The organism is Herminiimonas glaciei, from assembly GCF_042664955.1.
In the GTDB taxonomy this organism is placed as follows: Bacteria; Pseudomonadota; Gammaproteobacteria; order Burkholderiales; family Burkholderiaceae_D; genus Oxalicibacterium; species Oxalicibacterium glaciei.
Genome location: NZ_JBHTBU010000003.1, coordinates 17145 through 42130, shown reverse-complemented (window position 1 = coordinate 42130; position 24986 = coordinate 17145). Strand labels below are relative to the sequence as shown.

Here is a 24986-nt window from a genome sequence, read left to right as displayed (position 1 = left end):
CCGGCACAGCAAAAAATCATCCGTCTCTTATGTCGCCCGCACCCGTGGATCGATCAGGCCATAGAGAATGTCGACCACGATATTGACGATCACGTAAATGAACGCCGCCAGCAAGGTGATGCCGAGTACGATGGGAACATCCTTCGTATTCGCCGCGTCTAGCATCAGGCGACCGACACCTTGCCGTGCGAATAGCATCTCGACCACCACCGCACCACCGAGCAGGCTGGCAAATACAAAGCCCGACAAGGTCACCAGTGGCACCAGTGCATGACGCAAGGCATGCCGCAGGCGTACTCCGGCATCCGACATGCCACGCGCACGCGCAGTCAGGATGAAAGGTTGTTCCAGTACATCTTCCAGCGCCTGCCGTAACACTTGCGTCAACACGCCGGCCACCGGCAACGCCAACGCAATCGTCGGCAATACCAGCGCACGCCAACCTTGCGAGCCTGAAGCGGGAAACCAATGGAAGTAAAACGAAAACAGCAATAGCAAGAGGATGCCGATAACAAACGAAGGTGCCGAAGTGATCGTCAGCTCCGCGCCGGAAACTATCGAGCGTATCCACGGCGCGCGCCGTGCCGTCAGCAGTGCGATGACAACCGATAACACAATCGACAATACACCCGCGCTCAGTGCCAGTTGCACCGTCGCACCCAATTGCTGCGTGACTGCTTTCAACACCGGTATGCGCAAACGATAGGATTCACCGAGATCGCCTTTCGCCAACCGCGCGATGTAGTTGCCGTATTGCGTCAGCAGCGGATCATCCAGCCCGTACTCCTTGCGTACTTGCGCCAATACTTCCGCCGTTGGCATCGCATCCGGCCCGCCGACAATCGCCAAAGCAGTATCGCCGGCGGTGATATTGATGGCGATAAAGGTCAGCGTCGCCGCACCCCACAACACACCCAGGCCGGCCAGCAAGCGCCACAGGATGCGTTTCAGCGAAATCATGACGCCCCCTTATCGAGCCAGACACCGATGAATAATGGTGTGTTATGCGAGGTATCAAACACTACGCCCTTCACATAGCTGCGATAGGCAATCATATGGATGCTTTCGTAAGAAGGAATGGCCGGCACCAGTTCGGTCAAGCGGCGTTGCGCCTGGCTATACAAGGCTTTCAGTTCTACCGGATCATTCGATTTACGTGCGCGTTCCAAAACGTCGTCCAGCTCCGGATCACGCAGGCGTGAGCTGTTTTGCCCGATCAACTTTTCGCTGGCTATCGAATTGCTGTGATACAGGATGTACAAACCATCCGGTGTATTCGTATGCCAGTAGCCGCCGCCCAGCGCCTGATAATCGCCGGCATAGCGGCGATCGGTGATCACTGCCAACGGTAGGAGTTCTATATTCAACTCAAAGCCGACCTTGCGTGCATCGGCCTGGATCGCGACCGCAACACTATTCGGGAAAGCCGGGTTTTCGGTAATCAGCACCGTCGCCGACAAACGCTTGCCGTCCTTGGTCCGGTAGCCCTTGTCATCCCTTGTAGTCCAGCCAGCCTGGTCGAACAGGCGATTGGCTTCCGCCACGTTATACGTCAGCGCATTCTTGAAAGAAGGATCGTAGTAACGGCTATTCGCCGCGAGGAAATCACTTTTCGGCTCGTACTCACCAAAGCCGGTAATCCACGCAACACCCTCCCTATCAATTGCCAGGGCCAGAGCCTTGCGTATCTGCACATCATTGAAAGGGGCTTTTTCCACATTCAGGGTCAGGCTGCGGAAAGGATTGCCCTTGCGTACCCGGCTATGGAAGCGCAAGGCCGGATCGGCACGTATAGCTTGCGCATTCTGCGCTGGCGCATCCAGTGTGAAATCGGATTGCCCGCTCTGTAGCGACGAGTAACGTATCATCGCTTCCGGTACGAAAGTCAGTTCAATCCGATCCAGGTAGGCCGCGCCCTTATGCCGGACCACCGGCGGTGCCCAGTTGTAATCGGCACGTTTGACGAAATTCGCACCTTGCGCCCGCACATAGCTTTCCAGTACGAAGGGGCCGGAACCGATCGGATGCTCTGCAATCGACTTGGGATTTTCCCTGATCTGCTTCGGTGAAATCATGCTCAGCCAGGATTGCGCCAGCACGTCGAGGAAAGGCGAGTACGGTTCGCTCAGCGTAGCCTCGAAAGTATATTCATCGACGATGCGGCCGCGCAGGTAAGGCCGGATATACGCAGCGGCCAATGGCGATTTGGTCGCTGGTGCACGCATATGCTCCAGATTCACTTGCACCGCTTCCGCATTGAAACGAACGCCATCGCTGAAGGTGACGTCATCACGCAAATGGAAAGTATAGGTTTTTCCATCCGGCGAGATTTCCCATGACTTGGCCAGCCACGGAGAAATATTCCCTTGTTCATCCTGATAGACCAGGCCGTCGTACAGGATGCGTCCCAGCCACTGCACGTTACCGTGCGAGATGGCGTGTACATCCAAAGTCGCGGTATCGGAAGCCACCGTAGCGCGCAGCGTGCCGCCGGGTTTCCCTTCACCCTTCTGGTAATAATCTTCAGGTGCATAGCTGAGCAAACCATCGCGCACGACGGCACTGCTTGCCGGATCCGTCTTGCCCGGACCCGCTTTTGTTTCACTGTCACCTGATGAGCAGGCGCCCAATATGCAGGCGCCCGCCAACAAGCTGATACGTAACAGCGCATTCAGCAAAGATATCGATTCATCGCCTTTGGCAATCCGTATCATATTCACCAGCCCTTCATCTATTTCACTTAAAGATCAATTAAAACGGTAAGTCGCACCGGCAAACGCGCCGAAGCCATCACCCACATAAATGGCACCGGTGTTATCCAGGCCGCGCAAGTTGTACTGCGGGCTGATCGCGGATGCATACGCTTTGTCGGTCAGGTTACGCAGGTCGAGGAAGAGGCTCCATTTGCCACCCGGTTGTTCATAGCCAAACTTGGCACCAAAGATCGTGTAATTCGGAGCGGCCAGCGAGTTGGCGTAATCGATCCAGGTTTTCGACGAGTAACGTGCATTAACGCCGGCGTAAAAACCACTTGGATGCTGGTACTGCAGTTCTGCCGTGTAAACATGCTTGGGCAGGCCGGGCAATTCGTTGGCACCGTAGACCGGATCGTTCTTGTAGTGGAAATCGTTATAGGTATATGCCTGGCGCAAGACGACGTTATCGCCGCCCTTGCCTTTCCACACGCGCGCATCCAGGCCGGCTTCCAGGCCTTGATGTACCGTCGGCGTAGCGTTGCGTTTTTCGGTATCGGTCGGCAGTCCGCCGGGAATTTGCGCCGTCAACAATTCATTGCGTACCTCGGAGCGATACAGCGCCACACTGCCACTGAAGGTGTCATTGCTGCCACGTACGCCGATTTCGACTGTGTTCGCCTTTTGTTCGGTCAAATTCTTCACACCGATTTGCGTACTGGTAGTCCCGGAACCGGTAAAGCCCCAGGTAACAGGCGGGTCAATCGAACGGCTGACATTGGCGAAGGCCACCACTTTCGGTGCCAGTTCATAGCGCAAACCCAGACGCGGGGCGAGATCCAGATGGTTGTATGTGGTTGCCGCGTTTCCAACCGGAATATCGGCATACAGCGTGCGGACATCACGACGCACATCCACCAGCGACAGGCCGGTCGACAACCAGGTACGTGGATTGAGTTGCAGTTCGTTCCCGACGGCCAGGACGGTGTCGGAAGAACTGTCATACGTTGCATATTTTTTCAGCGCCCTGGTAGTTCCGTTATATGTTTTTACACTGGAATTAATGGCCTGGGTGCGGGTAAAGCTGACCGCGGTTTCACTTTGCAGTCCGAATAATTGCTCACTACGCAGGTAACGCAGCGATGCATTGATATCGCGCCAGGTCCAAAAATTCGGTGTCGCCGCGCTATTGATATTGAGAATCTGCGGATAATCGTGATAGACCAAACCAAACTCAAGTTTGGAAATATCATCTATCGTATAAGTCGTTTTGCTGCCGATGAAAGTCGAACCAGGCTTGGTGCCATCGTTGCGTCCACTCACCGTAGCGGGCGTGGTCTGGCTGCTGTCTGCCTTCATCTGGGCAATCGTGAGCAATGCGGGATTCTGATGATATTCCTCGCGGTAACGCAGATAGAGGCGTGTCTCCAACTGCGGCGTCAGGCGGAAACCAAAATTACCGACGATGCCTTTTGCCTCGACGTTGGTCCATTTTTGATAACCACGTCGCTCCGAATTAGTGACGCTGACGTAGTAATCGTTATCTCCCGATTCCGAGACACCGCCCACGCTTAACTGCTGTTTGCGCCAACCAAAGCTGCCTGCTTCAAACCGGCCAAACACACCAGGAGAAGTACGGCCGCTATGTGTCACCAGATTAAGTGCGCCACCCAGCGCCAAAGCGCCATATTGGAAAGCATTCGCACCACGCAGCACTTCGGTGTAATCGATACCCGACATTTCCAGCAGTTCGTATGGCGTACCACCCGAACCGGTCAGTGCCAGCCCGTCAAACAGGAATGAGGTGCCTTCGCGGAATACGCCACCGGCGGTGGCAATACCTGAACCGCGGATAGAAATCTTGACGGCATCGTTACCGCCAGTCGACTGTGCGAAGACGCCCGGCTCGAAGGCCAGCACATCCTCCAGTGTTGATGAGCGGCCTTTTTCCACATCAGCATTTTTTACTACGCTGACGTTACCGGTCACATTCTCAAGCCGTACTTTGGCTTTCTCTGTGGTGGAGAGCGCCTTACCCTTGATGACGACGGTATCTTCAACTTGCGTCGTTGCTTCTTGCGCATATGCGATGCCACTGGCCATGCAAAATACGACGCTAGCATGTAGCAGTCTGGAACGATGCGCGCGCGGAAAAACCGAAGCCACGAAACGGGATGTTGCCTGTGATGGAGGAAGTGCTGATTTCAAAATAACCCCTTAAATAATGCCCGGCAAAAGCCTGGGCAAGGTGCCGGCACTATCTTTCAAGGATGAGCCGGCGATTTGTTTTTTATATGAATGAATTAACTACCCTGTTACTTGAACGCATAAGTAATCCCGGCAACCGCACCAAAGCCATCACCCGGTACCGAGCTCGCGGTATCCAGACCTTTGGCATTGAAGGTCGGACTGACACTGGCGGCGTAACGCTTGTCACCCAGATTGCGCAGATCGAGGAAGACCTTCCAGCCATCGGTCGGATGAACGTAACCGGCCGAGGCACCAAACACGGTGTAGCCTTTTACAGCGAAGGTATTGGCGTAATCCACTTTGGTTTTGGATGCCGCCTGCGCGTTGACACCCGCATAGAAGCCGCTTGGATGAACGTAGAGCAATTCAGCCTGGTAGTAATGTGGCGGAATCGCAGGCAACTGGTTGCTGCCAAATAGCGGATCACGACGGAAGTAGAAATCACTATAGGTATAGGCCTGACGCAGGGACAACTTCTGGCCACCCGCTTGCCATAGCGGGAGATCGGCACCGGCTTCGATACCTTGATGCACGGTAGGACTTGCGTTGGATTCCAGCGTGACGTTGGAGCCCGGGAATGTTTCTACCGTCTGCAATTCATTTTTAAGTTCAGAGCGATACAGCGCCACACTCCACTGGCCGCCGTTGACAGCACCGCGCGCACCGATTTCTGCGGTAGTAGCTTTCTGGTTCTTCAAATCGTAGCCACGTACGGCAAAGCTGGCCAAAGGCCCGGTTGCACCCAGACTGCCAAAGTTCGGCGGGGCGGTCAGGAAGGCCCACGAGTTTGCCGGCTCCACCGAACGACCGATATTGCCGAACACCTGCAGGTCTTGCGTCAAGTTATAGCGCAAGCCCAGGCGCGGCGCGAAGTCCCAACGCGAGGTGCTGTATGGCTGGTTCGTTACCGGATAGGTCACGACCGTATCCCGTTCGGTATTGATGGCGGACAGGCCGGTCGTCACCCATAACGAAGGCGCGAGCTCCAGGTCGTTACTGGCATGGATAACGAAGTCGGAACCACCATACTCCGCCTTATGCACCAGCGAACCTGCCGGGTAGTTAACGGAAGTACGTGCCGCATATGAATCGCGATATCCATCCAGATGCTTGGTCACGACAAAACCTATCTTGCTATTGCTGGCCTTGCCGCCCCAGGTGTCGCTGCGCGAATACTGCGCGCTTGCGGACACGTCTTCAAAGCCCCAATCCTGGATAGTCGCGTTCGTCGCTACCGCATTGCTTGGACGTGAATCGATCGGATAGTTGTGATACACCAAGCCTAAATCCAGTTGCGAACTGCCATCCAGCTTGATGCTGGTTTTGTTTGCCAGCCAGGTCGAACCAGGCTGGTCACGCAAGGCATTCTGTGCAATTGCCAAAGGATTGGCCTGGCGTGGATCGGCATCAATCTGCGCGCGCGTCAGGTTGCCCGGCGATTGATTTTTTGTTTCGCGATAGCGCAAATAGAAGCGTGTCTGCACATCGGGATTGATTTGATAACCGATGTTTGCAGCGATGCCATTGCTGCTGCTGCGCGACTGCGCCTGGTAACCATCACGCGATGCTTCGGTGATGCTGAAGTAGTAATCCAGCGGCCCGATGACTTTGCCGCCACTCAGTTGCACCTTGTGATAGCCGAAGCTGCCACCCTCGACATGCACCGCAAACGGATCGGCATTACGTCCTGTCTTGGTTACATAGTTGATCGCACCACCCAGGGTATTGGCACCGTAATCGAATGCATTGGCACCGCGCAATACTTCGGTGTACTCCAGTCCCAATGGTTCAAACAGTTCATATGGCGTGCCGCCCGGGCCACTGACCGGCAGGCCGTCGAACAGAAAGTAGGTACCGGTGCGGAAGGAATTGCCGCCGCCACGATTGATGGCAGAACCGCGGATCGAAATCTTGATACCGTCACCACCGCCCGAAGCGGCTTGCGCAAAGACGCCCGGTTGATAAGCCAGGATATCCTGCGCGGTACGTACACTGCGCCGTTCCGCATCTTCACTGCTGATAAAGTTGGTAGCTCCCGATACTTCATTCAGTTTGAGTTTTGCCTTGGCGTCGGCCGATAAGGCCTTGCCTTTGACGACGACCGTATCTTCCACCTGCGGCGCAGCTTCTTGCGCATAGATTGCACCGCTCGCCATGCACAACACGGCACTCGCGCTCAGGGCGCGCAAAGCACGATGTGCAGCTGGCCGGGCGTAACGCCCATGATGCGGCGTTCTATCTACTATCTTGTTCACTTTCCTTACTCCCAATAATCAAATTTACTACCCGTTGTTAAAACCGGGTATGGCAGTCCGACCCGCCTCGCTTGTATGAAGCATTGCCCGGGGAACCACACCACTCACCAAATAATTTTTGCGGGACTTAGAATCGGTAAGACAATCCGCTGTAAATTGAAAAGCCATCGCCTGGATAGAAGTTATAAGCGGGCGTGGTCAATGCTCTTGCGTCATAAGCTGTGTTTGCGGCGACCGCATAGCGCTTGTCACCCAGATTGCGGAAATCAAGGAAAGCCTTCCATTTCTTGCCCGGCTCTTCGTAACCGAATTTCGCGCCCCAGATCGTGACTGATGGCGCTTTCAAGGTATTGGCAAAATCTGCGTAATAGCTGGAGGTCGCACGCACATTCAGTCCGGCATAGAAGCCGCCCGCCTGCTGGAACAACAACTCACCCTGATATACATGGCGCGGCAAACTAGGCAGTTCGTTTTTGCCAAAGGTCGGGTCATTGCGGTAATTGAAATCGTTCCATGTATACGCCTGACGATAGCTCACACGATCGCCGGCGCGGCTTTTCCACAACTTGGATGACAGGCCTGCTTCTATACCCTGATGGATGGTTTTGCTGGCATTCATGTTGACGTTGTCACCCAGCGGATTTCCAACCGTAGGTGGCGCGATCTGTACCGTCAGCAATTCATTGCTTACCCATGTACGGTAGAAAGTAAGACTGCCTTCGTGATTATCAGAGTTGGCACGCAGGCCGACTTCCGCAGTAGTGGCTTTTTGCGGCATCAATGGCCGCAAATATGGATTTCCCGTACTACCGATTTGCCAGGTGACCGGTGGGTCGACGGAGCGCGATACATTGCCGAAGAATTGCAGGGTCGGGCTGGCTTCAAAGCGCAAACCGATTCTCGGCGCGACCGTGCGATCTATATATTTGACACTTTGAGGATTGCTGGTGGTATTGGCACGTATCGCATTTTCAATACGAACGTCACGGTCTACTTCGATAAAGGAAAGGCCGGTGGACAAAGTGGTTTGATCATTCAGCCGCAAGTCATTACCAAGCGCGAGCACGGTATCGCGCGAACCGCTGTACTTGGTGTATTGACTGAAAGTGCGTACGCCGGTTGCGACGTTCTGGTTATAACCTGTGACATCACCCCTGACTAAATTTGTGCTGCTGAAACTCACAGTGGAATTGCTGAGCTTGCCAAACAGACGATCGCCAGTGCGCAAGTAACGCAATGAAGTAGTCAGGTCAGTCGATTTCCAGTCTTGTGGCGTGGTGGTATAAGCCCATCCGTTATCCAGCGGGTAATCGTTGTATGCGAGTCCGAACTCGACTTTGGATTGGTCATCCAGCGTGTAAGTCGTTTTGCTGGTAATCAGCGTCGTGCCCGGTTTTCTGCGCCCGGAAAGAAGACGGTTCTGGCGCGGGTCTGCTTCAATCTGAGCCAGTGACAACGTGCTGCCATTCATTAACTCTTCGCCACGATGGCGGACCACCAAACGGGTTTCCAGGCGGTCATTGAATTTGTGTCCGAGATTGAAGATATAGTCTTCACCCGTATTCGGCGTATTCCGTTGAAAGCCATCACGCTGGTTGTGGATGTAAGCAAAGTAATAATCGGTATCGCCCGAAGCGGAAACCCCGCCGGTGCTGACCTGATATTTACGATAGCCGTAACTACCTGCTTCCACGCTGACAAAATTTCCCGGCGAGGAACGCCCCGTATGCGTCACAAAATTGATGGCACCACCCAAAGACAGCGCAGAATAGGCAAACGCATTCGCACCATTGAGAATTTCGGTGTAGTCAACACCCCCCAGCGTTAACAGGTCTTCCTGTGTGCCGCCTGGTCCGGTAATCGGCAAGCCGTCATACAAATACTTGATACCTAGCGAATACCCTTGATAAAAGGTGTTCAGTCCCGAACCCCGAATCGAAATTTTGTTGGCGCCGGTACCGCTGGTAGCCGCAGCGAATACGCCGGGCTGGTAAGCCAGTACATCTTCCGCATTGGCGGCACGACCGCGCTCAACATCGGCATTATTGACGACACTGGCGGTTCCGGGAACTTTGTCCAGGCGTGCTTTGGCCTTCTCGGACTCCTTCAAAGCCTTGGCCTTGATAACGACCGTTTCCTCGACTTGCGGTGCAGCTTCTTGTGCGCCCGCTATGCCACCGGATATGCACAGGGCAGCGCCGACACTCAAGGATCGCAGCAAGGCGGCACGTGATGCCGCTATCGAATGATTGCGCGATGCTTCATGCCGCATCGAGTTCGCCTTCTTTTTCACTTTCCCCACTCCCGATATCAATTGATTCAGCTATGCGTTTTTTTATTCCCAGTTGCGGGATGGCGCTTAGCAGCGTTTGCGTATAAATATGTTGCGGATTTTCGAAGACCTCACGTACCCCACCGGACTCAACGACGATGCCGTCCTTCATCACCAGGATGCGGTCACTGACGCGATAGATAACGCCGAGGTCGTGCGAGATAAACAGGCAGGACAAACCGAGGCGGTCTTTCAGGTCTATCAGTAAATCGAGGATTTGCGCCTGTACGGATACATCGAGCGCCGATACCGGCTCATCGCAAATCAGTACTTCCGGTTCAGGTGCCAGGGCACGCGCTATGGCGATGCGTTGACGTTGGCCGCCGGATAATTCGATAGGACGGCGTTGCAAATAGCTTTGATCCAGCCGCACCAATTGCAGTAACTCGATGGCACGTGCACGTGTTTTTTCAGTATCGGTGTAACCGGCGACACCCAGTGCCTCGAATAGCACGCGCTCCACTGTGTAGCGCGGATCGAAGGAAGCGAGCGGATCCTGGAATACCACCTGTATGCGTTTACGTTCTGCGCGTTGTTGCGCATCGCTGAGATCGCTCCATACCTGGTCACGCAAACGGACATTGCCGACATTCGGCGTTTCCAGGCCCAGCACCATGCGCGTCAGCGTCGTCTTGCCCGAACCTGACTCACCAACGATGCCTACCGTCTCGCCCTTGCGCAAGGCAAACGACACTTCGGAAACAGCAACACGGCGCGAGCCGTCCGGCCCGAAAAAGACCTTGGTCAGGTTATTCACTTCGACCACGATAGGATTGTTGTTGATCACACCCGGCGGCAACTCGCTCGGCAAGGTGGCAAGATGACCATCTTCGGTAACGGCAATTTTTTGCCGCACCGGGCCGCGCTTTTGTACTGATGAAACAGCCAACAACAATGATTTGGTATATGGATGTTGCGGATCATGCAGGATGGCATCCAGAGGTCCCTGCTCAACAATTTCACCATGCCACATCACCGCGACGCGATCGGCCAGACGCGATACCACCGCGAAATCGTGACTGACAACCAGCATCGCCTTATCGGGCGTACGCAGTGATTCCAGCAAATCCAGCACTTGTGCCTGTACCGCAGCATCCAGTGCAGTAGTCGGTTCGTCTGCGATCAGCAACTCCGGATTGCATGCGATCGCCGATGCGATCAATGCGCGTTGGCGCAAACCGCCGGATAGCTGATGCGGGTATTGCAACAAACGGGATTCAGGCTCTGGTATGCCAACCGAACGCAGCAAGGCGATGACGTTTTCTTCGCGCTCCGGCTTCGTCAACCGCGTGTGCAACTTGAGCGGTTCGGCCACTTCAGCACCTACGGTGCGCAAAGGATCCAGCGAACCAAGCGCATCCTGCATGACGAACCCTATACGGCTGCCACGTATATCGCGCCAGGTCCGTTCATTAAAACGACGCAAATCGGCACCGTCAAAGCTCAGGCGATCCGCCTGCAAATTGCTGCGGTGTCCGGTCAGGCCAACCAGTGTGCGTGATGTCACGCTTTTACCGGAGCCGGATTCACCCACCAGCGCCAGGCATTCACCACGGTGCAAGGCGAATGAAATACCCTTGATCACAGCGGGACCGTCATGGCCGAATCGGACATGCAGGTTTTCCACTTCCACCAGGGGACGGCGCGCCTGATCTGCCTGTATCGTCATGCGCGCTTGCCTTCGCTACGCAGCAAGAGTTCGCGTCCCAGGGCGGTAATCGATACCACTGTCAAGGTAACGGCAACACCGGGAGCCGCAACCAGCCACCAAGCGTTCGATAAAAAGTTGCGTCCTACCGATAGCATCGAGCCCCATTCCGGCGACGGTGGCGGTGCGCCAAACCCAAGGAAACTAAGCGCGGCGCCGGCTGCGATCTTGCCACCGATACCGATGGTTGCCAGAATCAGGATGGGCTTGATGGCATTCGGCAAGACATGGCGGAATATCACGGTAGAACGGCGCAAGCCAAGCGTAACGGCCGCTTCCACATACTGTGCATTACGCACGATATGTGTTTGTGCGCGCACCATGCGGGCATAGCGCGGCACGCTCGCAACACCGACTGCGATTACTGCATTCACCAGGCCCTGCCCCCAAAAAGTAATAATCACCAGGGCCAGCAAGAGATCAGGAAACGCCAGCAAGACATCAATCAGGCGCATCAGGAAGTTATCGATGATGCGATGACCAAGGCCGGCAAACAAACCCACCGCGATACCGATAGTCAAACCAATCGCAGTCGCCGCCAATCCCATTAACAGCGAGGGTTGCACGCCATAGATCAGGCGGGTCCAGACATCACGCCCGTTTTCATCGGTACCCAGCCAATGCACGGCACTCGGTGCGCGGAAGGCTTCGCGTGCCGACGCTGCAAGCGGATCGTTTGATGTCAGCAAGGATGGTTGCAACGTCGCGACGATCAGGAACAGGACAAAGAGCGCAGCCAGCACCAGGCCCGGGCGCAGCTTGCGCCAATCCGCCAGTCGCAGGGGAAAGCCTGCATTGCGCGTAATCGATGGCTCGAGCGCCGCGCCGAAGTCGGGCGCTTCCAGTTGAACGGTTGATCCAGTACTCATTGCAGGTAAACCTCGATGACTGTATTAATTAGGGTGGGTGGCACGCCGGAGCGTGCAACAAAGATGGAACCGGTCAGACGGCGAGCAGACTGTCGCAGTCCTCTTCCTCTTCGTATTGGCTTCTTGGTCGTGACAGACCGAGGTGGTGGCGTAAGGTGGTACCGGTGTATTCGGTACGGAAGATGCCGCGGCGACGCAGGATGGGCACGACTTCATCGACGAAAATTTCAGCACCGGAGGGAAACATATCCGGCATGATGTTGAAGCCATCTGCTGCACCGGATTTGAACCATTCTTCCAGCGTGTCAGCGATTTGTTCCGGCGTGCCGACCGCGAGGCGATGACCGCTGCGTATGCGTTTGGATAACTGGCGCACCGTCAGGTTTTCGCGTTTGGCCAGGTTGATTTGCGCTTCGAAGAATCCATGCGAACCGCCACCCAGCGCGCGGGCACTCGCATCCCTTTTTGTTTCGCGCACATCGATAATGCGATCCCACGGCAGCGGTGCATCGAGGTCAAGTTCAGAAACTGAAATACCGATACGCGCAGCAATTTGTCCGGCCAGCCCGAGCTCGCCCTGGTAGCTATCCAGCTCATCGCAACGTGCATGCGCTTCCGCCTCTGTACTGCCGATAACCGTCGAAAGGCCCGGCATGATCTTCAGGGAGTCCGGATCCCGGCCCCAGGCTCGCGCACGATTACGCATCTCTGCATAGAAGGCCTGCCCATCCGGCAATGTGGTTTGGGTGGTGAAGATCGCATCTGCATAACGCGAGCCTACCGACTTGCCGCCTTCCGATGAACCGGCTTGTACCAGTACCGGCCGCCCTTGCGGTGAGCGACGCACATTCAGCGGACCCTGGACGGAAAAATGCTGGCCGACATGATCGATCGCATGCACCTTGCTTGCATCCGCGAACACCCCGTTTTTCCAATCGTTGATGATGGCGTCATCTTCCCAGCTATCCCATAGCTTGATGACGATATCGAGGAACTCGGCGGCACGTCCATAGCGATCTTCGTGCAAGGGAGCACCGGTCAAGCCAAAATTCTTTGCTGCAATATCACCGGCCGTAGTCACCACATTCCAAGCCGCACGGCCGCCGCTGATGTGATCAACCGATGCAATACGACGCGCCAAGTTGTAAGGGTCGTTATAGGTAGTGGAAGCGGTTGCGATAACGCCTATGTACTTGGTGGCGAGTGCGACGGCGGTCAACAACACGGTCGGTTCCAGGCCACCAACCGGATTGGTGGCAACGTTGCCATTCAGTGCCGGTCCATCCGCCAGGAAGATTGCATCCAGCGTGCCACGCTCGGAGATGCGGGCGATATTCTGGTAGTACTCGACCCCGACCAGCGAGTTACTCGGTACCTCGGCCAAACGCCACGCAGCGCCATGCCCTCCCAGACCGAGGATATTCATACCTATGCTCATTTGACGCGGTGGCGATGCCATTTCCATTCCTTATCGATACTTGGCCTGGCGATGTACGGACTGCACAGACGATTAATTTTTTTGAGAAGTTACCGCCTTCGATCACGTGTCACAAACAATAAAAAATTCGATCTTTAGCAGAAGATTGGATATATCGTTTGATATCCACCACACATCCGCAAACACGTTTACTGGTCGCAGAAAAAAAGAAACCCGCTAACCTTGCGGCGCGGGTCAAGTCCAATCTTGAGAGGTATTGGAGGAGGATGCGTGTGCATCTTATGTCGCTATCCATTCATTTCCAACGAAGCATTTCGTGCTTATAAATACCGGCGCTGAATATCAAACTTCAGATATCCATATTCGGACAAATTCGTTGCCAAGCGCAGCCTGCAATTTCTATGATTAGCAACATCAAGCCGCAATCGATAGCTGATTGCCGACGGCTAAGCCGCCATCTTGATGGCAGCTAGCCACAGCGGCCACATGCGAATAACGCATATCTTTAACGCGGCGAAAAATAAGCAAACGATTTTTAATTGGTTCTTATATGAGATACAGGGCCGTATGCTAAAAATCCCGGTATCTCGTATTGATCCATGGCCGGACATACAAAAAATATGTAATCAGTATTAACGGAGAAAGAGCTTCATGAATTTTCAGCAATTACGATTTGTACGCGAAGCGATACGCAACAATCTCAACCTCACCGAGGTTGCAGCAGTGCTATACACATCGCAATCCGGCGTGAGCAAACAGATCAAGGATCTGGAAGATGAACTTGGGATTGATCTCTTCGTCCGTTCCGGCAAGAGGCTTACATCTGTCACCCGTGCCGGCGACGGTGCAGTGGAAATCGTCAAACGCATATTGCTAGAAACAGAAAACCTGCGACGCTATGCCAGCCAGTACTCTGGTGTCGACACCGGCCAGCTGATCATTGCCGCCACCCATACGCAAGCACGCTACACACTGCCGCGCGTGGTTGAACAGTTCAACAATGAATTCCCCAAGGTAAAACTGGAACTGCATCAGGGCACACCAAACCAGGTCGCCGCCATGATCAGCAATGGTGAAGCCGACATCGGTATCGCCAGTGAAGTGCTGGACCAATCACCGGACATCCTGGCCTATCCGTGCTTCTCGTGGAATCACCAGGTCATCGTTCCGGTCGATCATCCATTGACGAGGAAAATACCTGTCACACTGGAAGACATTGCAGAATACCCACTGATTACCTATAACCCGCAGTTCACCGGCCGTAAATGCGTGGACGCAGCGTTCAGCCAGGCTGGCCTAGTGCCGGACTTCCGCTTGACGGCGATGGACGCGGATGTCATCAAGACTTATGTCGAGCGCGGCCTCGGTGTCGGCATCGTGGCCGAAATGGCGCTGGATGGTATAGAGAAAATCGGCTTGACCGTACTTGAAACAGAAGGCAGCTTGTTCGGCTCATGCACCACCCTGGTCGCTGTCAGGAACGGCACTTTCCTGCCTTCGTTCGCCTATCGTTTCCTCGAAACCTTTGCGCCGAATCTGCGACTGGAAGATTTAAAGAGTGCTTAATAATTGAGCAGGCTGTTTTCACCATGTTCATGTTTTTCATGGAAGAGACACGTCTGCTTATTCATATTTCCTCTTAGCTATCCACCTTCAATGTGCAATGCTTAGAATTTATATTCTGCATAAGCAAGCACGAAATCGTTCTAAGAAAATGATGTAACGACACTTATACTTTCCTTCTGGAAATCGCATCAGTCATACGCTCATCCCTGCAACTCTTCTACATCCCGATTTGCACAAGCGTCACATTTGCTCTGCCTTCCGCTCTACATCAACCCTGTTAAGTGAAGCCCATCATGCATGCCTCATCTGTGCATGCCAGTGCCTCTGCGCTGGCATTTCTGAACGTGACACATAGCTACGGAAAAGCGGGGCAGCAAGCCCTGCAAGCACTCAACGAGATCAATATTGAACTCAAAGCCGGTGAAATCGTAGCGATAGTCGGCCCCTCCGGTTGCGGCAAAACCACCCTGCTGCGTCTTGCTGCCGGCCTGATCACACCAAGCGGCGGCAGTATCAGCGTACATGGCCAGCCGGTAGATAAACCGCGTGCCGATGTATCGATGATTTTTCAGGATGCGGTGATGTTGCCGTGGTTTACGGTCATTGAAAACGTCACCTTGCCGCTGCGCGTGCGTGGTGAAGATATGGTCGCAGCACGCACGCAGGCACTGCAGCTATTGCAAAGAGTCGGGCTCGGGGATTTTTCCGACGCCTTCCCGAAAGAGCTATCCGGTGGCATGCGTCAACGCGCGGCGATCGTACGCGCCCTCATCACCAAACCCAGGCTCTTGCTCATGGATGAGCCCTTCGGTGCGCTCGACGCTTTGACACGTGAGCAAATGAACCTGACGCTGGCGCATATCGCGGAAGAAAGTGGCGCGACAGTATTACTGATTACGCACAGTATTTCAGAGGCGGTTTTCCTGGCGGACCGCGTCATCGTGATGACGGCAAGGCCGGCACGTATTGCCGACGATATCGCAGTGCCACTGGCACGCCCGCGTGCGCGCGAAACACTGAAGGAACCGGCATTCCAGGCCCTGATTGAAGAAGTACGTGGCTATTTCTATCAGGAGTCCGAACATGTCTAAATCGCCCCTTCCCTTCCTCGGCGATCGCACCGCCGGTGCCCTGCTGGTGATCGGCCTGTTGTTGCTCGTCGAAATCATCCTGCGCTTTTCGTCGGTATCGCCCTTGGTGCTGGCACCGCCAAGCCAGATCGGCATCGCGTTCTGGAATGGCCTGACACAAGGTATGTTCGGTCCGCATCTGCAAGTGACGCTGACCGAGATGCTGACAGGTTTCGCGATTGGCTCACTGTTCGGCCTGAGCAGCGGCGTACTGATTACGGAGTTCGGACGCCTCGGACGCCTGCTCTATCCCTATCTGATCGCCATCCAGTCCTTGCCGAAAGTTGCAGTGGCGCCCCTGCTCATTATCTGGCTGGGCTACGGGCTGTCGTCCAAGATCGTGCTGGTTGCGCTCATCACCTTCTTTCCGGTACTGATCAACACTATGGCCGGCTTATCGGTGGTCGACCAGTTGCGCCTGGACTTGATGGCAACGCTGAATGCCAGCCGCTGGCAAACCTTTATATACGTACGCCTGCCTTCGGCCGCCACCCACATCTTCGCCGGGCTCGGCGTCGCCATCGTGCTGGCACTGACCGGTGCAGTGGTTGCCGAATTCGTCGGCGCCCAAAAAGGATTGGGTGTCCTGCTGCTGCAAGCACAAGCCAACCTGGATACAGCCGGCATGTTTGCCATCCTCATCATCCTGGCCGCGATAGGACTGGGATGCAATCTCGCCATTCGCCTGCTCGAACATAAATTGTTGTACTGGATTGACCACCATAACCAAAAAGGAATTTGAAATGAAATCAACCATCCTCGCGACCGTTGTCGCTGCATCTGCTACTGCGGCATTCAGCGGCAGCGCCATCGCACAAAGTAAACCATTGAAGAAAATCACGGTATTGCAACCGGTATCGGCTCCCGATGTACGCTTCGCACCATGGGCCGCTGCTATCGAAAACGGCTGGTTCGCCGAAGAAGGGCTGGACCCGGAAGTACTCACCGCCAAGGGATCGATTGCCGTGGTACAGCAAGTCGTCAGCGGCAATGTGCAATATGGTTTACCGGCTCCTGAATCCGCTGCAGTCGGACGCGCCAAAGGTGCACCGCTGGTGCACTTCTATAGCATCACAACGCGTAATCCATTCCCGCTGGCGGTATTGAAAGACGGCCCGATCAAGAAACTCAGCGACCTGAAAGGTACACAAATCGGTGTGTTCTCGATGACCGCGACCCAGTTCTATACGACGCAGGCCATCCTTGACGCGGAGAATTACAAATTGAACCGCGACTACACCTTGCTGGATGTTGGTATCGGTGCGGGTGCCTTGCGCGCATTGGAAACCGGCACCGTGTCCGCACTCTCCATCAATGCATTGAGCTATGCCGGTTTCGAGAACCGGGGCGTCAAACTGAATTACCTGACGTCACCCGTAGTGGAAGACATCCTCGCCTGGGGTCTGTTGACGACTGAAAGCTATCTCAAGGCCAACCGCGCTGAAGCAGTCGGACTGGCACGCGCATTGACCAAAGGTCGCATCTTCTGCGAACAAAATACCGAAGCCTGTATTCGCCTGTACTTCAAGCACTATCCGGCAGCACGCACTGCCGGCATCCCTGAAGCGCAGGCAATTGCCGAAAACCAGCGTGTCCTGAAAGTATTCCAGGATTACTCACCGAAGCCGGCCAGCGGTCGTTGGGGCGAATACACCAAACAAGGTTGGGAAGGCATCATCCGTTACATGACCAATACAGGACAAATCACCACACCGGTCGATCCTGCCTCGCTGTACACCAATGAACTGATCAAGGACATCAATGCTTTCGATCCGGCGGTAGCGATCAATGCCGCGAAGAAAGCCGCACGTTAATTGTATTAAGCGCATCCGTCGCATTCATCAATCAATAAGGAGTGTCGTATGTCACGTACCGTTAAATTCTATTTTGCATTGACCAGTACCTGGGCATATGTCGGTTACCCGGCATTTGCCGAACTGGCAAAACGCCAGCAACTCAAAGTGGAGTATCGCCCGTTGCCGTTGCATGATCTGTTCGCTGCGACCGGTGGCTTGCCGCTGGCACAAAGAAGTATCACGCGGCAAAACTACCGGGTACAAGAGCTGCAACGCTGGCGCGAAAAACGCCAACTCAATTTCAATTTGTATCCGAAGCACTGGCCATTGAAAAACGGGCTTGCCGATCGCATCGTGCTGGCAGCATTGGATAACGGTACCGACATCCATCCATTGTTACTGGAATACTTCACCGCCATATGGGAACGCGAAGAGGACTTGTCGGATGCCGACACGCTCGTGGCATTGGCTGACAAGGCCGGATTCAATGGCGAGGAATTGCTGCAAAAAGCGGCAACTCCGGCAATTGAAGAACGCTATCAGGCCAATCTGCAGGAGGCAATCGACGAGGGTGCTTATGGCTCACCATCCTTCATCCTGGATGGCGAATTATTCTGGGGCCAGGACCGCTTGCCGGAACTGGAGCACGCGCTCACATCGGGACGGGCTGCGTTTGGCATACCGCCGCGTCCATGATATTTCGGACATAAATCCCATCGATATACGAAGCCGCGCAAGCGGCTTTTTTTCCAAGGTGCGTCCCAAGTTTGCTTCATAATTTTTCTTTACCGGAAACAATTGACCGTTTCCATCCCGCGTTCGCGCAACATGCATTTTCTGAATATCGATATTGAAAAAGCTTCGTTGTTCGTCGGCAATCTCTTCGGTAATGTGACTGCGTAACGCTTTCTTAACATACCGAGGAGAATCAAAATGAAGATCATCAAGTCCCTGCTGATCGCAGGCAGCCTGTTGCTGGGTAGCGCGCATGCTGCACCTGGCGACTTCCTGGTCAGCACCGACTGGCTGGAAAAGAATATCAACAATCCAAAATTGCGCCTGATCGAAGTCAGCGTGAATCCGGGAGTATTCGAACGTGCACATATTCCCGGCGCAGTTAATTTCGAATGGCATACCGACCTGGTAGACACCGTCCGTCGTGACATCGCCAGCCAGCAAAATTTTGAAAAACTCCTGCGTAATGCCGGCATCAACAACGACAGCACCGTCGTCCTCTACGGCGATACCAACAACTGGTTCGCGGCATGGGGCGCATGGGTATTCGATATCTACGGCGTGAAGGACGTCAAATTGCTGGATGGTGGCCGCAAGAAATGGGAAACAGAAAATCGTCCATTGGTCGCAGTGACCAAGACACCGGCAGCCGGCAATATCAAAATCAGCGCAGCCAATCCTGCCTTGCGTGCACGCCTGAGCGATGTCGTCGCATCAGCTGAAAAGAAAAGCAATGTCGCCTTGGTCGACATCCGTTCGGCTGATGAATACAGCGGCAAAGTCTTTGCACCTGCAGGTGTGCAGGAACTGGCGATCCGTGCCGGCCATATCCCGGGCGCCGCCAATGTACCTTGGGGCCAGGCAGTTGCTGCGGACGGCACATTCAAATCCGTCGATGAATTGAAAAAAATCTATGCCGCGGCCGGCATCGATGGCAGCAAACCGATCATCACTTACTGCCGCATCGGCGAACGTTCGAGCCATACCTGGTTCGCGCTGAAAAAATTGCTGGGCTATGACGTCCGCAACTACGACGGTTCCTGGACCGAATATGGCAACGCAGTCGGCGTACCGGTGGTCAATCTGGCCGGCACGGTATGGGGCGGAAAATAATTGGCTGATCTGGCATTGCCGCCACTCCGGCGGCTTTTGCCATCTGTCATTGTCCTGACGGCAGCAGTCTGGTTTTCCCACTCCCTCGGCAGCATCGCCGAGGGTGGACGCGAACTGGCACTGTCTGCCCTTTTTGGCATTGCATTTGGCATCTTCCTGCAGCGTTCGCGCTTCTGTTTCTTTTGCGTCAGCCGGGACTTCATTGAACGACACGATGCCCGCGGTTTGCTCGGCATTATTGCCGCACTCGTGATCGGCATACTCGGTTACCACCTGGTCTTCGGCGCCTTCATGCCGACACCTACCCTGGACCGCTTGCCACCACAAGCACATATAGGACCGGTAAGCTGGGTACTGGCAGCAGGCGCACTCAGCTTCGGCTTAGGCATGGCAATCGCAGGCTCATGCATCAGTGCGCACTTGTATCGCCTCGGCGAAGGCTCTACCGTCTCACCGTTTGCCTTGCTGGGCGCCTTGTTCGGTTTCATCCTCGGCTTCCTGAGCTGGAACAAGCTCTATCTTTCCGGTGTACAGGAAGCACCCGTTATCTGGTTGCCACACCATCTCGGCTATGCCGGATCAGTATGCTTGCAACTCACTGTATTGGCCGCACTGGCTATCTGGCTTTGGCATGGACACAAAGTACAAGAAGCGTTTCCCGGCAACAAATGGGAAAGACGCTGGCCGGCATATGTCGGCGGCATATTGATTGGTTTCCTTGGCGTGCTGGCTTACTTCCGCATTGCGCCCCTGGGCGTGACCGCTGAACTCGGCAGCATCGCACGCACCACAGCAGATCATCTGAGCTGGTTGCCAAGCCGATTGGAAGGCATAGATACCTTCTCCGGCTGCGCCACCATCATCAAGGAAACCCTATGGTCGAAAAATGGCGTCTTCATCATCAGCCTGATCCTTGGCTCGTTGGCGGCAGCACTTTCTGCCGGCGACTTCAAACCGCGTCGCCCCAAACTTCCGGAAATCGGCCGTGCCTTTGCGGGTGGCGTCCTGATGGGCTGGGGTTCCTTGGTCGCGCTGGGTTGCACGGTCGGTACGCTACTGTCCGGCATCATGGCAGGAGCCGCATCGGGTTGGGTATTTGCACTCTTCCTGTTTGGCGGACTATGGCTGGGTTGGCAACTGCGCGTAAAGATGAAATGGAACTAAGGAATATAACTGTAATATCTTCAAATCAGTTCTGACAATAAACAAAAAGGAGGATCGTTATCAACGATCCCCCTTTTCTTGTTTTCGTAGCAAAACTCAAGTTAACTATTCGGCACCTGCTCACCTTCAGCTTCAACTAAATCATCAAACGATGCATTGCTGCTGGCATGCAACTTCGCGTACAAGCCTTTATTTTTCAGCAATTCATCGTGCGAGCCTTTTTCGACGATGCGGCCTTTTTGCAAGACCACAATCACATCCGCGTCGCGTATCGTCGCCAGGCGGTGTGCAATGATGATGGTGGTACGTCCTTTACGCAGCACATTCAATGCGCGCTGGATTTCCAGTTCGGTGAAGCTGTCAATGTTCGCGGTAGCTTCGTCGAGGATCAGGATTTTCGGTTTGGCCAGCAAAGCCCGTGCGAAGCTCAATAGCTGGCGCTGGCCGATAGAGAGGTTGCGGCCGCGCTGGCCCAGCATCGTGTCATAGCCGTCCGGCAGGCGCATGATGAAATCATGTGCGCGTACCGCCTTCGCAGCTTCTATCACTTGCTCGCGCGTAGCCCATTGCAAGCCATAGCGCATATTGTCGGCAATCGTGCCACTGAACAGGAAGGGTTCCTGCAATACCATGCCTACGCATTGTCCTAGTGAATCCAGCGTCAGGTCGCGCACATCCTGTCCTCCGACCTTGACCTCGCCATCCCATACGTCATAGAAGCGATGAATCAAGGCAGCGATACTGGTCTTGCCGGAACCGGTGGGTCCAACCAGGGCCACGGTCTGGTACGGCTGGATATGCAGGTTCAAGTCGTGCAATACCGGCTGGTCGGGACGATAACCGAAAGTCACATGATTGAATTCAATCGCCGGTGGCACATCGGCCAATGCCTGTGCATCCGCCTTGTCACTCAGTGTCACTTCGATATCCAGCACTTCAAAAATCCGGTGCCCGGATGCCATCGCGCGCTGCATCACTGTGTACTGCATCGTCAGGGTGCGAATAGGATCAAAGAAGCGTTGTACGCAAAAAATGAAGGCGACCATGACGCCGACGTCGAGTTGTCCCGACACCACTTGCGAGCCACCTACCACCACCACGATAGCCATCGCCAGGCCGGTCAGGGTATCTACCGTCGGCATCATCACTTGCGATGCACGGGAAGAACCGATTTGCGCCTGCAAGTTTTCGATGGCGCGAACATCGTAACGTGCAAAGTTGACGATCTCACGTCGATTTTCCTGCACTGTGCGTATGCCGTTGATATTCTCCGCCAATGCGGCATTGACACTGGACGATGCTTCGCGTGCGCGGGTAAATGCCTTGCGCGCCCAGGGCAACCATATCTTGCGCACCAGGAACATCATCGGCAACACGCATAGGGTCAACAGCCCGAGTTTGACATCCATCAACAACAATACTGCGACGATACCAATCAACAGGAAAAAATCACCGACTGCTGATACCGATGTCTCCATGAATTCCTGCAGCGAGTTGACGTCCCCTTGCAGGCGCGACATCAAACGCCCGACCTGGGTCTGGTCGAGGATGGACAAGGATACATGCTGCAAGTGGTTGAACATTGCACGCCGCAAATCGAAAATCACCCTTTGCGCCAGGCGTGCCGCCACCCACTCCTGGAAAAAGTTCGAAACTGCGTTCAGGACAATGAGTGACGCGAATACCGCAAGTATCGTATTGAACGCATACTGTGCATTACCCACTGCACTATCAACCGCATAGCGTACCGTCACCGGGATCAGCACCTGCACTATCGTGAATAGTGCAACGGTAAACACCACCGCCACCAAGGCCCAGCGATGCGGCCGTATATATGCCCACAAGCGGCTAACCACCTGGCTGTCATAGCGTGCGAATATTTCTTCACCACGTATTTCTGCATTCAGATCTATCGTCTTCTTTGTTGGCGATGCGCTCAAGATGCAAACTCCACATGGTTATTGGTTTTGATTGCTGCTGCGGATACCGTGCTTCCTGCCAGGCCCTCTTGCACGCCACGATTCTGCAGATTCCACAATTCGGCATAACGCCCGCCTGCTCCGATCAGTTCAGCATGCGTACCGCGCTCAACGATGCGCCCCTCATCCAGCACGATGATGTGATTGGCATGCTTGAGCGAACTCAGTCGGTGCGCAATGATGATGGTCGCAGTATCTTTCAGCGAAGACTGTAGTGCCGCCCGCACCCGTTGTTCGGTCGCCGGATCGATCGCCGCGGTCGAATCATCCAGTACCAGGATGGATGGTCGGTCCAGCAAACCGCGCGCAATCGTCATGCGTTGACGCTGGCCACCGGACAAGGCCACGCCGCGTTCGCCGACACGCGTGGTATAGCCTTTCGGCAGTTGTTCCACATGTTCATGTATCTGCGCCACGGATGCCGCTTCTATCACACGCTCTTCACCGGCTTGCGGCTCGGAGTAAGCAACGTTGTTATGTACCGAGGTATCGAACAGGAAATTTTCCTGTTGCACCAGGCTAACCGCACTACGCAAGGAAGACAGTTTCAGTGAGCGCACATCCTGTCCATCTATCGTGATGCGCCCCGAACTCACTTCGTAGAAACGCGGGATCAGGTGTGCCAGCGTAGACTTGCCGCTGCCGGGTGCACCGACGATACCCAGCACTTCACCCTTTTTCACTGCAAAACTGACGTCCTTTAATACGGTTCTGTCGTTTGACCCGTGGCCGTAGGCAAAGCTGACCGATTCGAAGCGCAGCAAACCCTGGTCGATTTTCAGTTCATCCGCATGTGGCGCATCCTTGATTTCCGGATCGGTATCCAGCACTTCAAACAGGCGCGCACCGGAACCGGTGGCACGCGCACTGGCGTTGACGATCATGCCGATCTGGCGCAAGGGTTGCTGCAAGATGGTGATAAAGGTCAGGAACTCCGTCAGTGAACCGACCGTCAAGGCACCACTGGCAACACGTTGGCCGCCGACCCATAAAACCAGCGCCATCGATGTGTAATAGGCCAGCACCATCGCGCTCATATTGCCCATGCGCTCGGTGATACGTTGATTCGACAGGCGCAATGCGACGTCGGAGATTTTGTCGAACTTGGCCATCTCATGCAGGCGCGAAGTAAAAGCACGTACCACGCGCACACCTTGCAGGTTCTCTTCCATATTCAGCGTCATCTCGGACATCATCTTTTGCAGCCGCTGCCAGCTCACGCGCAAACGCAAACCGGTACGCGCGGCATTCCACGCGACGAATGGAACGAAACTCAATGCCAGCAAACCCAGCGTGACGTCTATGCTCAACAAACGCCATGAGCCGACACCCAGCAACAAGGTCAAGGTAATGACGCGCAACACGCCGAATTCAAGGAAGGCACGCACCCCTTCCAAATCGAGCATGCCGCGTGCGATCAAATCTCCGGTATGGATTTTGTCGTGATAGCTGAAACTGAGCCGCTGCAGCTTTTCATAGAAAGCCATGCGCAAGTCGTAGCCGACTTTTTGCGCCAAGGTCTCGCCCAGATAGCCTTGCAGGCCGGTCAGGATGCCGCGCACTGCACAAACGACCACAATTAAGGCCCCTGTGGTCAGCAAGGCATTGCGCACTACGTCGGCACCCAGCTTCGCGTTGACCAGCAGATGGCCGGCCTGGTCCACTGCGTGCCCGAGCAGGAGCGGCATCAGCAAGTTGAAAACGGCAGCACCCAGCGCTGCCAGTATCGCGAACACACAATGCCATGGATAGCGCACCGCCAGCTTCGTCAGGCGCCCCAGTACTTGCGGCATGGCTTGCACATCGATCTCTTCCGAGTGATGCGGCAATACCTTGGGCAGCGGTTTCTTTATTTGCTTTGCAACTTTGTTTGCATGCGTAACGGCGGGTGTACTGTCACTGTCGTCAGCAGATGGAACGGAGGAGATACTCATAGAACGGCTACCCACAAAATTGTG

The 24986-nt window shown here is 54.8% G+C and carries 17 protein-coding genes; 7 read left to right on the top strand and 10 right to left on the bottom strand.

The window, feature by feature from the left end:
* Positions 1-27 precede the first annotated feature (27 nt).
* The 8 genes from ACFQPC_RS16780 to ACFQPC_RS16745 all read right to left on the bottom strand — a co-directional run bounded on the left by ACFQPC_RS16780 (position 28) and on the right by ACFQPC_RS16745 (position 13566).
* Positions 28-960: an ABC transporter permease gene (locus tag ACFQPC_RS16780; RefSeq protein WP_382272997.1), complete on the bottom strand. Its 933-nt coding sequence runs from the start codon at positions 958-960 to the stop codon at positions 28-30.
* Positions 957-2714 carry an ABC transporter substrate-binding protein gene (locus ACFQPC_RS16775; RefSeq protein WP_382273294.1) on the bottom strand — a complete coding sequence of 586 codons (1758 nt, stop codon included), beginning with the start codon at positions 2712-2714 and terminating at the stop codon, positions 957-959. The genes ACFQPC_RS16780 and ACFQPC_RS16775 overlap by 4 nt, the downstream gene beginning before the upstream one ends.
* 33 nt (positions 2715-2747) lie before the next feature.
* Complete coding sequence (locus tag ACFQPC_RS16770; protein ID WP_382272996.1) at positions 2748-4796, bottom strand: TonB-dependent receptor family protein; 2049 nt, start codon at positions 4794-4796, stop codon at positions 2748-2750.
* A gap of 212 nt (positions 4797-5008) precedes the next feature.
* Positions 5009-7198 (bottom strand): TonB-dependent receptor family protein, encoded by a 2190-nt coding sequence (locus ACFQPC_RS16765; protein ID WP_382272995.1) that lies wholly within the window; start codon positions 7196-7198, stop codon positions 5009-5011.
* 127 nt (positions 7199-7325) lie between these two features.
* Positions 7326-9491: a TonB-dependent receptor family protein gene (locus tag ACFQPC_RS16760; RefSeq protein WP_382272994.1), complete on the bottom strand. Its 2166-nt coding sequence runs from the start codon at positions 9489-9491 to the stop codon at positions 7326-7328.
* Entirely contained in the window at positions 9460-11199 is a 1740-nt protein-coding gene (locus ACFQPC_RS16755) for a dipeptide ABC transporter ATP-binding protein (protein ID WP_382272993.1), read from the bottom strand. The genes ACFQPC_RS16760 and ACFQPC_RS16755 overlap by 32 nt, the downstream gene beginning before the upstream one ends.
* Positions 11196-12107 (bottom strand): ABC transporter permease, encoded by a 912-nt coding sequence (locus ACFQPC_RS16750; RefSeq protein WP_382272992.1) that lies wholly within the window; start codon positions 12105-12107, stop codon positions 11196-11198. The genes ACFQPC_RS16755 and ACFQPC_RS16750 overlap by 4 nt, the downstream gene beginning before the upstream one ends.
* Positions 12108-12180: 73 nt before the next feature.
* Entirely contained in the window at positions 12181-13566 is a 1386-nt protein-coding gene (locus ACFQPC_RS16745) for an LLM class flavin-dependent oxidoreductase (protein ID WP_382272991.1), read from the bottom strand.
* 630 nt (positions 13567-14196) lie between these two features.
* On the opposite strand from ACFQPC_RS16745, the gene ACFQPC_RS16740 reads away from it, so the two are divergent.
* The 7 genes from ACFQPC_RS16740 (at position 14197) to ACFQPC_RS16710 (ending at position 21049) form a co-directional block, all read left to right on the top strand.
* Entirely contained in the window at positions 14197-15111 is a 915-nt protein-coding gene (locus ACFQPC_RS16740) for a CysB family HTH-type transcriptional regulator (protein WP_382272990.1), read from the top strand.
* A 293-nt stretch (positions 15112-15404) separates the two neighbouring features.
* A complete protein-coding gene (locus ACFQPC_RS16735; protein WP_382272989.1) occupies positions 15405-16202 on the top strand; it encodes an ABC transporter ATP-binding protein in 798 nt (265 codons plus the stop codon).
* A complete protein-coding gene (locus ACFQPC_RS16730; RefSeq protein ID WP_382272988.1) occupies positions 16195-16983 on the top strand; it encodes an ABC transporter permease in 789 nt (262 codons plus the stop codon). The genes ACFQPC_RS16735 and ACFQPC_RS16730 overlap by 8 nt, the downstream gene beginning before the upstream one ends.
* Position 16984: 1 nt before the next feature.
* Complete coding sequence (locus ACFQPC_RS16725) at positions 16985-18055, top strand: ABC transporter substrate-binding protein (RefSeq protein WP_382272987.1); 1071 nt, start codon at positions 16985-16987, stop codon at positions 18053-18055.
* A gap of 48 nt (positions 18056-18103) precedes the next feature.
* Positions 18104-18733, top strand: a complete 630-nt coding sequence (locus ACFQPC_RS16720; protein ID WP_382272986.1) for a 2-hydroxychromene-2-carboxylate isomerase — start codon at positions 18104-18106, stop codon at positions 18731-18733.
* 237 nt (positions 18734-18970) lie between these two features.
* The gene (locus tag ACFQPC_RS16715) at positions 18971-19885 is read left to right on the top strand and encodes a sulfurtransferase (RefSeq protein ID WP_382272985.1); all 915 of its coding nucleotides are present in this window, start codon (positions 18971-18973) and stop codon (positions 19883-19885) included.
* Complete coding sequence (locus tag ACFQPC_RS16710; RefSeq protein ID WP_382272984.1) at positions 19886-21049, top strand: YeeE/YedE family protein; 1164 nt, start codon at positions 19886-19888, stop codon at positions 21047-21049.
* 101 nt (positions 21050-21150) lie between these two features.
* Here the strand turns inward: ACFQPC_RS16710 and ACFQPC_RS16705 are convergent, their stop codons facing one another.
* Positions 21151-22989, bottom strand: a complete 1839-nt coding sequence (locus tag ACFQPC_RS16705; protein ID WP_382272983.1) for an ABC transporter ATP-binding protein — start codon at positions 22987-22989, stop codon at positions 21151-21153.
* Positions 22986-24962, bottom strand: coding sequence for an ABC transporter ATP-binding protein (locus ACFQPC_RS16700; RefSeq protein ID WP_382272982.1), 1977 nt, complete (start codon positions 24960-24962; stop codon positions 22986-22988). The genes ACFQPC_RS16705 and ACFQPC_RS16700 overlap by 4 nt, the downstream gene beginning before the upstream one ends.
* Positions 24963-24986: the final 24 nt, after the last annotated feature.

Bases quoted from the DNA above. Each gene is read 5' to 3' on its own strand.
- ACFQPC_RS16740 (WP_382272990.1), top strand. From the start codon at position 14,197: ATGAATTTTCAGCAATTACGATTTGTACGCGAAGCGATACGCAACAAT.
- ACFQPC_RS16735 (WP_382272989.1), top strand. From the start codon at position 15,405: ATGCATGCCTCATCTGTGCATGCCAGTGCCTCTGCGCTGGCATTTCTG.
- ACFQPC_RS16775 (WP_382273294.1), bottom strand. From the start codon at position 2,714: ATGATACGGATTGCCAAAGGCGATGAATCGATATCTTTGCTGAATGCG.
- ACFQPC_RS16700 (WP_382272982.1), bottom strand. From the start codon at position 24,962: ATGAGTATCTCCTCCGTTCCATCTGCTGACGACAGTGACAGTACACCC.
- ACFQPC_RS16755 (WP_382272993.1), bottom strand. From the start codon at position 11,199: ATGACGATACAGGCAGATCAGGCGCGCCGTCCCCTGGTGGAAGTGGAA.
- ACFQPC_RS16730 (WP_382272988.1), top strand. From the start codon at position 16,195: ATGTCTAAATCGCCCCTTCCCTTCCTCGGCGATCGCACCGCCGGTGCC.
- ACFQPC_RS16725 (WP_382272987.1), top strand. From the start codon at position 16,985: ATGAAATCAACCATCCTCGCGACCGTTGTCGCTGCATCTGCTACTGCG.
- ACFQPC_RS16720 (WP_382272986.1), top strand. From the start codon at position 18,104: ATGTCACGTACCGTTAAATTCTATTTTGCATTGACCAGTACCTGGGCA.
- ACFQPC_RS16770 (WP_382272996.1), bottom strand. From the start codon at position 4,796: ATGGCCAGTGGCATCGCATATGCGCAAGAAGCAACGACGCAAGTTGAA.
- ACFQPC_RS16750 (WP_382272992.1), bottom strand. From the start codon at position 12,107: ATGAGTACTGGATCAACCGTTCAACTGGAAGCGCCCGACTTCGGCGCG.
- ACFQPC_RS16745 (WP_382272991.1), bottom strand. From the start codon at position 13,566: ATGGCATCGCCACCGCGTCAAATGAGCATAGGTATGAATATCCTCGGT.
- ACFQPC_RS16780 (WP_382272997.1), bottom strand. From the start codon at position 960: ATGATTTCGCTGAAACGCATCCTGTGGCGCTTGCTGGCCGGCCTGGGT.
- ACFQPC_RS16715 (WP_382272985.1), top strand. From the start codon at position 18,971: ATGAAGATCATCAAGTCCCTGCTGATCGCAGGCAGCCTGTTGCTGGGT.